Below are 13,716 nucleotides of genomic sequence, written 5' to 3' on the forward strand. Positions count from 1 at the left end.
AATTGATTACTTAATGTTTACTGAAACTTCTTCGGTTATGTTCCTAGAAGAGTTTCCTATTTTTATTTTGTAAGTTCCTGGTTCTACTAACCAATCTTTTATAACCTCGTTATAATACGCCAATTCTTTAACAGGCAATTGTATGGTAACCTGTGTTGAAGCTCTGCTTTTTACGAATACTTTTTTGAAACCTTTTAGTTCTTGAGCAGCTTTTTCAACATAAGATTCTGGATCTGAAACATACAATTGCGCCACTTCTTTTCCGTCAAGATCTCCTGTGTTTTTTATATCGAAAGTCACTTCAATCACTTCATTTACTTCGTATTCTTTTTTATTGGTTTTTAACTCTGAAAACTCAAAACTGGTGTACGACAATCCGTAACCAAAAGGATATAATGGTTCTATTTTTTTAGTATCAAACCAACGGTAACCTACTAAAATTCCCTCTGTATAATTTACCGAAGCTTCGCCTGGAAAACTGTGTGTAGCGTGTGCCGGAGAGTCTTCAATACGTTTTGGCATGGTCCAGGGTAATTTTCCTGAAGGATTGATGTTTCCTAAAATTACATCGGCCAAAACATGACCACCTTCCGATCCGTTAAACCAACTCCATACTAAAGTTGAAGCCTCTTTTTTAATTTCAGTTAAATCAAAAGGGGCGCCCGCAATCATTACAACTATGGTGTTTGGGTTAACTTCCAATACTTTTTTAATGAGCTCTTCTTGACCAAATGGCAGAAATAGATTCCGTCTGTCTGAAGCTTCGGTTTCATAATCGCGGTTCGATCCTGCGAAAATGATAGCCACATCCGAATTTTTAGCCGCTTCAATAGCTTCATTCAATTTGGCTTCATCAAGTTCATCAACAGTTAATGGTCCATGTAAGGTCACCTCCTCCTTTTTATCATTTTCGTTTTTAGAATAGCGCTCCAAATACCCTTCAGCATAATTAATTTTTACGCCTTCTGGCAATCTATTGGTTAAACCATCTAAAGGCGTCACCTCTCTTTTGGTTTTAACCCCAGCACCAAATCCGCCTAGAGCATTCGTTTTTTTAGCATTGTTACCTATAACAGCTATCGATTTTACCCCCTCCAATTTTAAGGGTAATAGGTTTTTATCATTCTTTAACAGCACAACAGCTTCAGCAGCAACATCATAGGCGTCTTTATAATGTGCTTCGGTTGCAAGGCTACCTTTCACTCTATTTTCGCCATCTATGGCTTTCACCTGAAATAAAACTCGTAGAATACGTTTCACATGTTTGTTAATTTCTTCTTCTGAAATCTCTCCATTTTTAGCGGCAGCAATTAATTTATCGGCTAAAAAAAACTCATTGAAAGGTTTTGGTGTTCCCATTTCGATATCCAAACCGTTTTTTAAAGATTTTACCGTACTATGTACCGCAGCCCAATCGGACACCACAACACCTCGAAACCCCCATTCATCTCTTAGAATTTTGTTCAGCATATAATCGTTTTCACACAAATAGTCGCCTCTAAACTTGTTATAAGCCCCCATTAAACTGTGAGCATGTGCTTCAACAACCGTTGCTTTAAAGGCAGGCAAATAAATTTCACGAAGCGTGCGCTCATCGGCCAAAACATCAACTGTTCCTCTGTTGGTTTCTTGGTTGTTCACGGCAAAATGTTTGACACAAGCCATCACGTCATTTTCTTGTAATCCCACCACAAAAGGCACCGCTAATTTTTTATTAAGAAAAGGGTCTTCGGTGAAATACTCGTAAGTTCTTCCACCAAGTGGCGTTCTAATGATATTAATTGCAGGAGACAGTAACATATCTTTACCACGTGCTCGCGCTTCTTCTCCCACACTGTTTCCAAACAGGTATGACAGCTCAGGATTCCAGGTGGCTGCCACAGCACCTGCCGCAGGATAATAGGTTGCAAAATCGTTATCCCATCCGGCGGGCGCCCAACTGTCTTGCGAAATTTCTTCACGAATTCCCAGGGGACCATCAACCATTTTTAGTTCTGGAATCCCTAATCGTTCTACACCTCCAGTTGCAAACATACTATTGCCGTGAAGCATGCCAACTTTTTCTTCCAAAGTCATTTTAGAAAGTAGCGTATCGATTTTCATTTCGTTTTCTAAACTAATTTCGGTACCCTGATAGACGACGTTAGCTTCAACCATATTGGTTTCTGTTTGTTCTGAACTCTGTTTTTCCTCCTTACAAGAAAGCGCTATGACTGCAAGGACAATCATGAGTGTAGGAGGTATTTTATTTTTGATTTTCATAAGTATTTCATCTTTATTTTAAAGAAATCGTCTGTTCTGTACCATCATAGGTTACGGTTAGCCCTTCGGATTCAAAATCAAAAGGCTTTGGATTCTTTTGATCTACAAAAACGATGTTAAAAGTGCGTTCTTTAAGCATACCTTTAAATTCGCCTTGACGATTTCCTATAGTTAATACACCTTCATCATTATAACGAAATGGAATAAGCGCATAATCGCCTTTTTCGTAATTGTAATTTCCGCCTTCATCTTCATATAAATTAAAAGTTCCATTTTGGCCTCCATATACATATAGTGTTATATTCTCAGCTTTTTTCTCATCGGTATACTGAATTTTTGGTCCTACTGGAATAATGGATCCAGCTTTAATAAATAAAGGTATTCGCTCATATGGCGCATCAATATTTAAGGTTTGTCCTCCATTAATAGATTCACCTGAATAGAAGTCGTACCATTGGGTTTCTGAAGGAAAATAAACAGCTCTGTTCCGAGCTTCGTATTCATACACAGGAGCCACCATAAATGCTGGTCCAAACATGAATTGATCGCCTATATTTTCTGCCGTTTTATCTGTACTAAAATCCATGACTAAAGGACGCATTATCGTATAATCGTCGAAATAAGTTTTGCCAGCTAGTGTATAAATGTACGGCATTAACCTGTAGCGCAAATTGGTGTAATAAGTAATGGATTGGTAAGCAGGGTGCTCTTTGGGTGCAATATTCCAAACTTCACGAAAAGGGTATTGCCCATGTGCTCTAAACAAGGGAGCAAATGCACCAAATTGGTACCAACGGGTATTAAGTTCTCGCCATTCTTTGTAGTCGGCATTTTCCTTCCCTGTCTTATTATAAATCGTTTGACCAGCTACATAGCGATCTTCAACACAAAAACCACCAATATCCATAGTCCAATATGGAATACCACTAACAGCAAAATTTAGTCCTGCCGAAATTTGAGCTTTCATATCTTCCCAGCGCGTGGCAATATCACCACTCCACGTCGCTGTGGAATAACGCTGCAATCCTGCAAAACCTGAACGGGTTAATAAAAACACGCGTTTATTGGGCGCTACACTACGTTGTCCTTCATAAATGGCTTCGGCATTCATGAGGGCATAGGTGTTAAAATATTGGGTTGAAGGTCCCAATGCTGTAGGGCCTTGTAACGATTTTCTATAATCCATATCGGTACAATCCAAAACATTAGGTTCACTCGCATCCATCCACCAGGCATCAATACCTAAAGGATAATAATGCTCGTAAATTTGATTCCAAAACAATTTTCTAGCCCCTGCGGAATAAGCATCATAAAATGAACCTATATACCCTGGCCCTACCCAATCCCGAATACTATCTTTAATGGCCTGTTGATACATCCAACCTTTATTATCAAACTCCTTAAAATGCTCGGTATTTTTATAAAATTTCGGCCATACTGAAATCATCATTTTACCATGCATGGCATGAATAGAATCGACCATAGCTTTTGGGTCTGGAAAACGACTTTTTTCAAACTCATGACTTCCCCACTGGTCTTCTTCCCAATGATTCCAATCCAATACAATATTATCAATAGGTATTTCCCGCGCTCTAAATTCTTTTAAAACTCCTAAAATTTCGTCTTGGGTTTTATAGCGCTCACGACTTTGCCAGTAGCCCATGGCCCATTTAGGCATAATTTGCGATTTACCCGTAAGTGTTCGATAGCCTTTAATGATATCGTCCATGGTTTCGCCATAAACAAAATAATAATTTAAGCTTTTGTTCATTTCGCTCCACCAAACTTGATTATCCTTTTCTTCTTTTAGCTGAGGCGCTCTGGCACGTAAACCACAATATGAACTTCCTCCGTCTGGCTGCCATTCAATGCGTAAGGGCACGGATTTTCCTGCTTCTAAATTTAGTTTGAATTTATAGCTATTTGGATTCCACGCTGTTCTCCAACGTTCTGAAACTACCAATTCATTATTTATAAATACTTTTACATAGCCTGCATAATATAAGGTAAAGCTGAATTCGCCTGTTTCGGAAGCTTCAATAGCCCCTTCATAAGTGACATTTGATTGTTTTAATGGGAAATTTTGAGGTAAGTTTTTTATGCTTTTAACATCTTCAAAAAAGATAGATTTCTCATCTCTAATCAAAGTTTCTACACCTTTTTCTTTTGACGTATAAGTACCTGTAAGTTGACCTTTATTGCCGTTTTTATCATATAAAGTGAACAACTCATTGAGCTGTACATACGGACGGCTATCACCAAATCTGCTTAGCGCATAACTATCCCAAAGCAAACCATAATTTTTATTAGAAACAATAAACGGTACAGAAACCTTGGTGTTATACTGAAACAACTCTTCGCTTTTGCCTTTGTAATTAAACTCATCGGCTTGGTGTTGACCTAAACCATAAAAGGCCTCATCGGATGGGGAGTCAAAAATTTGACGTACGGTATAGCCCTCCGTACCTTCTACTTCAATGGGGTTAAACCGTTTGCCGCCACCTGTAGCTTCAGCTAAAATTAGGTTTCCCGATTTATCTTTAAACCGAATACCGCCATCCATAAGAGACACCATGGCGTTTACTTTTTTGGTTGATAACTTTACGGAATCTCCTATTTCTACAACATCAAAAGCTACTTTATTATTTGGGTCTACTATAATTAAGCTACTGTCTTTTGGAAATGCTTGTTCGGGTATTGCCGACACATGAATGAGGGCGTTACCCAAAACCTCTAAACTAATTGTTTTAGCATCGGCACTATCATTTTTGGGAATATGAATTAGAATCCCTCGATCGGTACTTGAAAAAGACTTTTCTTTGATAGCACAAGCCGCTAAAAACAACCCTAACAGGCCGAAGATTAATTTATTTTTAATCATTTTTATTTGAATGTGATTTATTTTTTTGTGTACGCATTTTGAATTTGATTATTCAGATCATTTCATAAGGCTTCTTGGATTTCTTTTGAAAGCGTCAACAAAACCTCAGCTGAATGGAAAATATTAAGTGTAGGGTTTTACTAATACGCAGTAAAACCCTAAGCACTTAATACTCCTCAACAAATTCAAATCATTTTCCGAATTCATGATTAATACAAAACGGAAAACCATCAAAATGTATAAGATTTAAAACATTTCTATCTTGTCTACCGTTGCCGTAACTGCTGTCAGGTCGGTAATATCAGCGCCTAAACCAAAAATATCGATCACGAAAACTACGGCTCCAGAAACATCCTGTCCAGGCGTGAGTATAACAGTATAAGTACCATCACCAGTAATATTGGTGTCGCCACTATTTTTTGTGCCTTCACCCCAATACCCAAAGGCCCAGCCTGCGGAAGCGTATTGGTAATCTGCTGTGTAATTACCTACTGCGCCACTAGCTAAATTGATACCACTAAGCGTAAAGGTAATTTCAATACGGTCGGTTATAGCCACATCGTTAGGATTCAGTGGTGGATCGGAAAAAGTAGTTCCAAATTCATTAAAGAATTCGAGTCTGAGATTACCATTACCTTCCAAATCACCATACACAAACTTAGAATTATCGAAAGTCAACTCAGTTCCTGTTGGTTGTGAAGGCGTTACAGCACCACCAGTATCTAAAACAAAATGGAACACCATGTATTCGTTCTTTCCAGTTTCATCTCTTTTCCCAAACCATATATCGGTTACAACACCCGCTGTTTTGGCTGTTTTAACAATTTTCCATTGGTTTAAAGAAGTCGTAGTAGCTGTAGCCCAAGAACTTCCTATTGGAAATGTAGGAGTAATGTTTGAAAATGTAATGATATTGGTTCCAGACTCGGTTACATAAGTTCCATCACTTTGTACCCCATTACTATCTATGGTTGAAATGGTACCGTCGTTAGAAAATGTAATTTTATTATTGATTACAGTAGCTTCGTCGGCCGAGGTATATCCTGGCCATCCTGCAGCCTCATAATCGGCTGAAGTTTGCCAACCATTTAACAAGTTTCCGTCGAGGTCGGTCCAATCAAACGGACTATCTGGACTCATGTACCAAGTTTTAGATGTAGTTGTCGTGGTTGTGAGTAGATCATCTACTGTTCCGCCGTCAAGATCGATATCTGGCGTAGGATCTGGAAGATCTTCGGGCACCCAGTTATCGCTATATTCTTTGGTGATATAATTAAATACTAGGGTTGCAGCACCATCACAACTATCTTTTCTTAAAACACCAAGTTGAAGTGTGTTTTCGGTGATCGAAAATATTTTCATGGTATACCAATTGTCTACACAAGCATCATTTTCATTGGTATGTAAAATCGTTGCTCCCGATGTCGTCAATATTTTAGCATCAGCATCCAAGAAATACGTGCCAGATTCTTGTCCGTAACTCGGAATCATCAAATGATCGGTGGTTAAAAATGGCCCACCATCCAAACTAAACGTCATGGTACCATAATCGCCTTGAGCAGCAATCCACTCATTACCTATCCAATCTGGACTCCAATTCCAACAATCGTCGCCATAGCAACCAGTATCACCACCATCCCAAGGACCGCCACTTTCTAACCAGGCATTATCAACTCCGTAAAAATACATGGGGCCGTTAAAATATTTAGAAACGCCATTGGCATCTAAATCGAGCACCCATGTTTTAGATTCTCCCACACCACCAGATAGCAAGTTCCATAATGGATCATCTACATAACTTAAATTATCATCGGTAACTGTTATTGTAACTGGATCCAGCTCGACCAAACCACCAGGAGTTACTGCCGTAATTTTAATGGTATAATCACCTTTAAAAGCGTACTTAACCACTTCTGTAGCTTTGTTTGAGCGCCCTGTTTCGTAGTCCCAAGTTAAAGTCACTCCTTTGGTTTCATTGGTCATGATAACCGTATTTCCTCCAGGGTCGACTGTAAAATCTTGTTCAATACTGTATTTGATATCAGATTTATCGAGTGTTTTTCCCAAAGCATGATTTTCTGGCTCGCAAGAGGTCATTAAAAACGCCACTCCAAACACAAAAAATGATACCAATAGATTTTTAATATTTTTCATTCTTAAAAAATTTAGTTTAGTTAAAAATTACCATCCAGCATTTTGCTTTAAAACTCCACCAGACAATGTAATTTGTGTATTTGGAATTTGTTGCAAGCCACTAGTCGCTTGAATATTACTAGCAGAAATTGTTTTCGTTTCTGCTACACCGCCACTTAACAAAGTGGTTGTTTCGGCAATGGTTGAAGCTGCCGTGTTTACGCCCTGACGTAAAAGATCGTAGTAACGTACCCCCTCTAAAGCAAATTCCAGATGTCTTTCTTCTAAAATATTGTCCTGAGAAACGGTTTTACTCACAAAATTCGATTTATAGGCGCGTTGTCTTACTTCATCATAATAAGCTTGGGCATTTGAGCTACCTAATTCGACCGCCATTAAAAGCACATCGGCGTACCTTAACACTACATAATCTTGGTATTGATTGATTTGAAAATCGGTAACCCCATACTCATTTACTGAAGAAATTGGATTGCCGTCTTCATCCAAAATAGACATAGGCGTATATTTTTTATTGTAATACCCTGTATACTCGCGTTGGTTGTCAATTTTATCAAACGGAACACCTTCATCATCTACCGAAATAACTGTAGCAGTTTTACGCATATCGGTATCGCTGTAGGCATCCCAAAGTTTTGAATTTACAGTTACGCCCCAACCGTTTCCGTAAGGCACATAAGAATACTCACGCATTCCGAATAAAACCAACCAATGGTTCCCATCGGTATTTCCGTTGTAATCACTAGTATAAGTATAGCGAATTGAAAATACGATTTCTTCATTATCTTCTCCTGCATAATTTATTCCTGCCGCTGCCGCCGATACAGGCCACAAACTTGCAAAATCATCAACTAATCCGTGACCGCTAGATGCGATAACATCCTCTAAATGCGCTAAGACCTCCTGTTTTGAAACTACACCAACCAAATCTGACGTACCGTAATATCCTGTATAATATAAAAACACACGAGCTAATAGAGATTTAGCTGCCCATTTCGTTACGCGACCCGCATCAACCGTATTATAAGTTCCTGTTGTGAGGTTATTAGAAGCGAAAAGTAAATCTTCAGCAATTACCTGATACACATCGGCAGGATCGGCTTGTGGTATATTTTCTGTTGAAGGCTCTGTTAATAACGGAATGTTACCCCAAAGGCGTACCATCTCAAAATAAACATAAGCACGAATAAACTTGGTTTCAGACTCAATAGTCATTCTTAAAGTATCGTTACCCTCCCAATTAATTTGATCCATTTTTGAAAGCAGCACATTACAACGGTAAATGGCTTTATAGTACGCCACCCAGTTATCGTTAAAAATATCGACGAAACTTGGAGCTCTGGTGATATCAAATTCATCTAAAGCCGCATAGTTATAGGCATCGGCATTTCCTGTACCACCAAAGCAATCATCTGAAAAAATCTCGGTTGCCACTGGAAGTCCCACACCTGAAGCTCCTGTTGCGACTTGGAGACCGTCGTAACAACCTACTAACGCGGTAAAAGCATCGTCGGTGGTGGTATAAAAATTGGTATCGGTTAACTGTGTTAAGGGCTCGGTTTCTATATCGCAAGAGCCTAGAGATAAAACCCCTAAACATAAAATGTATATATATCTAATTTTCATTTTTTTTGTTTTTAAAGTTTAACATTTAAGCCCATCATTATGGTTCTTGGCCTTGGGTAATATCCAATATCGACACCAGATGACGAACCATCTGTTCCGAATCCTACTTCAGGATCCATACCTTCATATTTGGTAAAAGTGTAAAGATTTAATACTGAGAAGTATACTCTTAATTCTTTAGCAAATAAGGGCTTACTAGATCTTAATTTCGCTAAATCTAAACCAACGGTTAAGGTATTTATTCTTAAGAAATCGCCATCCTTAACATACAAATCTGAAAAATCTGCGAAATTTTTACCATCCTCGGTGACTCTAGGAATGGTATTAGAAGAGCCTTCACCCGTCCAACGTTCTAATATATCTGAAGTATAATTATTAAAAGCACCTGGGTTTCTATAAGATTGCACCAGTTGATTTCCAGCCACACCGTTAGCCGATAATAAAAAGTCGAAAGCTTTGTAGTTTGCATAGAAAGAAAAACCATAAGTTACATCTGGATTAGGATCTCCAATCATGGTTTTATCTTCAATACTTATTCTACCATCTCCATTTAAGTCCTTATAAATGATATCCCCTGGCACGGCATTTGGCTGAATTCCTGCATCAGTTACTTCCTGTTGTGTTTGGTAAACACCATTGGTTTCATACCCCCAGAAATACCATAAAGGAAAACCGTCTTCGGCTCTATAAAATTCTGGTGCATTATCATATAACTGATTGGTTTCGCCGTGAATAATACCATCGGCTGTTGGAATTTCACCTACTTTATTATCATTGTACGCGGCATTGGCTGAAATATTGTAATTAAAAGCTCCAATATTATTATTAAAATTTAAAGCCAATTCAACGCCTGTATTGGTTACGTTACCTCCATTAATAAATGGAGCATCTGCGCCTGCTGTTGCATAAATAGGTGCTATAATTAACCAATCTTTGTTGTCTTTCTTGTACCAATCGAAATTAACGCTTAACGCATTATTGAAAAACCTCGCATCAAAACCTACATTTATTTGCTCTGAAGTTTCCCATTTCAGATCTTTATTTGGCAACCTATTAGGGTAAGCTCCTGGCGTTAAAACACCTTCTTCATTTCCGAAAATATAATTAGTAGTTTCTGTTTGTATAGGCGCTAAAAATTGAAAAGCATCAATATTTTGGTTTCCTACTTGCCCCCAGCTTCCTCTCAATTTAAAGAAATTTATACCGCCAGAATCCTTCAAGAAATCTTCGTTTGATACAATCCAACCGGCGGAAACCGAAGGAAAGTATCCCCATTGATTATCAGGATGAAAATTTGACGAACCATCTGCTCTAAAAGTCGCATTGATTAAATACTTCTCTGAAAAATTATAGTTAAATCTTCCGAAATAAGACATTCTTCTGTTTTCAGATTTTCCACCACCAACGCTCATTAGAGGGGCTCCCGTGCTATTGGTTGTATTATTTAGCCAAGCGTATTTTAATCCGCCTAGAATATTATTTACATTAGATCCATTGATGTAAGTCCCATCATAATTAATTGAAGAGGATCCCACCATCGTTTCAAAATGATGATTTTCTGCAACATCAAATTTGTAAGTTAACAAATTATCCCAGGTTATAGACTTCCCTTTATTCATACTTTGCGAGGTATTATCCTGCTCTCTAAAGGAATAAATAGATAAATTATAAGTTGGACTATAAGAATGTCCTTCACCAGCATAATAATCTAAACCTAAAGTGGTTCTAAAGGTTAAATTTTTAATCGGTTCAATTTCCAAGTACACATTACCTAGAAGCTTCTGGTTATCGCTCTCATTTTGATTATTATACAGCATTTCGGCATAAGGGTTGGCGCTACCAGACAACCATGGCGCACTATCGTTACTGGTGTCGTAATAATCTCCATTGCTGTCATACATCGGCAGCAGAGGACTTACTCTAAAAGTACTTCTTAAAGAGTTGTTATATTGATCACCGACTCCAATACCATTTTTTTTGATGTAAGCAAAACTTAAATTTTCACCAAAGGTTACCACATCATTAAAGAGTTTATGTTCAGAATTAAATCGGAAATTATAACGTTCATAATTCGATAAATCACGACCACCTACAATACCTTCCTGTCCGAAATACGAAAGTGAAGAAGAATACACTGAAGTTTCTGAACCTCCCGACACCCCTATAGAATAATTTTGAGTCGCTGCATTATCTACAAACATCTCGTCTATCCAGTCGGTTCCATCTCCTAAATTAGCGATCTGGTCGTTTGTAAAATAGGGATTCTTCCCTGAGTTTAGGGCTGCTTCATTAACCATGGTCGCATATTCCTTAGTGTTTAACAAATCAACCTTTCTAGCCAAAGATTGGAGTCCGTAAAACTGATCGAAAGTAATTTGAGCAGACCCACGTTTTCCTTTTTTAGTAGTTACTAAAATCACTCCATTTGATGCTTGCGAGCCATAAATTGCAGCGGAAGCAGCATCTTTTAGGACCGAAATAGATTCAATATCGGAGTTATTTAAATACGAAATATCACCAGTTAAAATACCATCGACCACATATAAAGGGTTACTACCTGAGGTAGATCCAACGCCTCTAATCACGACATTTAAACTTTCTCCTGGCTGGCCTGAAGTCGAGGTGATTTGCATCCCTGGCGTTTGCCCTTGCATCGCTTGAAGGGCATTTGCAGTATTCATTTTAGTTAAATCATCGCCATCAACTTGAACACTTGCTCCTGTTACTAAGGCCTTTTTTTGAGTACCATACCCCACAACTACAACTTCATCTAAAGCAGCAGCATTTTCGGTAAGAACAATATCTAATTCGGCTTGACCATTTACAGGTACATTCGCTGTGGTATATCCTACGAAGGACACTTCCAGAACCGCTTCTTTGCTAGCAACAGTTAAAGTGAAATTCCCATCGAAATCGGTTTGTGTGCCATTAGTTGTATTTTTTTCAATAATATTAGCACCTGGTAAAGGTATGCCATAGTTATCGACAACTGTCCCTTTCAATATCCAATTTTGCTGAACTCCTAATGACTCCACTGAAGCAGTGGAAACCTTGGTTTCTGTCCCATTAGACGTTTCCTTTAGCAAAAATATTTGCCTATCTACAATACGAAAAGCGGTATCGGTGCTTTGAAATACTTTGCTTAGTACATTATTTATAGATTCCTTTTCTACATTAATAGAGAGGGTGCGTTCTAGATTTACATCTTTTATTTTATAGACAAACCGGAACTCTGTAGAGCTCTCTATTTTATCTATAATTTGATGAACCGTAACGTTATTTAAGTTTAACGATATTTTCGCTTTTTGCGAATACGAATTATTAGCTTGTAAGGTAAAAAATACAACTAATGTAAATAGAGCACTGAGCTTCATCTTTAAATCGAAATTTAGTGGTGGACGATGATAGCTTCTTCTCTTGTTAAGAAGTTTTTTCATACTTTTGAAATGTTTAATTGTGGTTATTAAGTTTAGTTTAATCACATCTTTTATAAATCGGGAAATGCGTCACCATTTTCCGATTTTTTTGTTCTTCATTTTAACTTGAAGATTAAAGATATGCTTGTGGTCTTATACCGAATGGTATGATATACAGAATGAACTACGTCATAGGCAAAATTTGCTTTTAATTAATCGTTATTATATTTTTCTTAATAGTGTAATCAATGTTGTATGTGATTTTAAAATATTCTAAAATCTTTTCAATAGGCTCATCTCTAAAACTGGCATTAAATTTTTCATCGGTTAATTCAACATTATTATTGATTATAGTCACATTAAAATGCCGTTCCATTTTTTTCAAAATATTACCAAATGTCATGTTTCGAAAAACCAATCCACCATGTATCCAAGAGGTATAAACATCTGTAATAACTGGTGTTGTTGAAATTTCTCCAGAATAACCACGTTGGTATACTCCCATAAAACCTGGACTTAAACGCTTACTATATTCCTGGTTGTTGGTTGTAAACAAATTAACAGCTCCTTCTACCAAAACCACGTTAACTTCATCATCTTCAGGATAACTTGAAAAATTAAACTCGGTACCCAAAACTTGTACATTTAAATCATCGGTATGCACTAAGAAAGGGTGCTTTTCATCTTTCGAGACACTAAAAAAAGCTTCACCCGTTAGGTAAACTTCACGCTTTTGATTCTTTATAAACTGAACGGGGTATTTTAACGATGTTCCAGCGTTAAGATAAACTTTTGTACCATCAGATAACTCAATCTCAAAACGTTTCCCATAGGGCACCTTTAAAGTATTATAGACCAGTTTTTCCGCTTGATCATTAACTTTATTATATGCGATTTTATTTCCAGACTGATTCCCCACTACTTGGCCATTTTCATCTACTACTTGCGTGGAACCATCCTCTCTAATTATTTTCACGGTGCCATTTTCCAACTGAAGCACCACGTTTTCATTTGGCACTACAAACGGGTCGTTATATGTAAAAAAATTATCTTTCAGAGCATATACAAAAGCCAAACACACTATAAGAATAGCTGCATATCTTAAATAATGTTTTAGTTTAAAAGCTTTAGATGAATTATCCGTTTCAAATAAACGGGCTTCAATGTTTTTATAAGCCTTTTCGGTTTCTATATGCTTATAAATTGCAAACTTATCTTGAATATTTTGTCGATCTGTAATTTTATTGTAAAGTTCTAGATTAGATGCAACACTTAACCATTGATCTAAAACCGCTTGTTCCTCAACCGAGATAGTTTTGCTTACAGACTTATAAATTAATTCTGCTATTTGAAATTCTGTTAGTTTATAATCTGCCATTT

Annotated in this window: 6 protein-coding genes; all 6 read right to left on the reverse strand. The window is 37.4% G+C overall.

Features of this window, described 5'->3' with window-relative positions; genetic code table 11:
* Positions 1-6: 6 nt before the first annotated feature.
* On the reverse strand, positions 7-2,262 hold the full coding sequence (locus C1A40_RS02200; RefSeq protein WP_241910469.1) for a beta-glucosidase family protein: 2,256 nt from the start codon (positions 2,260-2,262) through the stop codon (positions 7-9).
* Between the two features lie 13 nt (positions 2,263-2,275).
* On the reverse strand, positions 2,276-5,143 hold the full coding sequence (locus C1A40_RS02205; RefSeq protein ID WP_102994465.1) for a glycoside hydrolase family 31 protein: 2,868 nt from the start codon (positions 5,141-5,143) through the stop codon (positions 2,276-2,278).
* Positions 5,144-5,389: 246 nt separating this feature from the next.
* A complete protein-coding gene (locus tag C1A40_RS02210; RefSeq protein ID WP_102994466.1) occupies positions 5,390-7,297 on the reverse strand; it encodes a hypothetical protein in 1,908 nt (635 codons plus the stop codon).
* A 27-nt stretch (positions 7,298-7,324) separates the two neighbouring features.
* A complete protein-coding gene (locus tag C1A40_RS02215) occupies positions 7,325-8,920 on the reverse strand; it encodes a RagB/SusD family nutrient uptake outer membrane protein (protein ID WP_102994467.1) in 1,596 nt (531 codons plus the stop codon).
* A gap of 11 nt (positions 8,921-8,931) precedes the next feature.
* Positions 8,932-12,357 (reverse strand): TonB-dependent receptor, encoded by a 3,426-nt coding sequence (locus C1A40_RS02220; protein ID WP_241910470.1) that lies wholly within the window; start codon positions 12,355-12,357, stop codon positions 8,932-8,934.
* Between the two features lie 187 nt (positions 12,358-12,544).
* Positions 12,545-13,714, reverse strand: coding sequence for a FecR family protein (locus C1A40_RS02225; protein ID WP_102994469.1), 1,170 nt, complete (start codon positions 13,712-13,714; stop codon positions 12,545-12,547).
* Between the last annotated feature and the right edge of the window lie 2 nt (positions 13,715-13,716).

Source organism: Tamlana carrageenivorans (assembly GCF_002893765.1).
GTDB classification, from domain to species: Bacteria; Bacteroidota; Bacteroidia; order Flavobacteriales; family Flavobacteriaceae; genus Pseudotamlana; species Pseudotamlana carrageenivorans.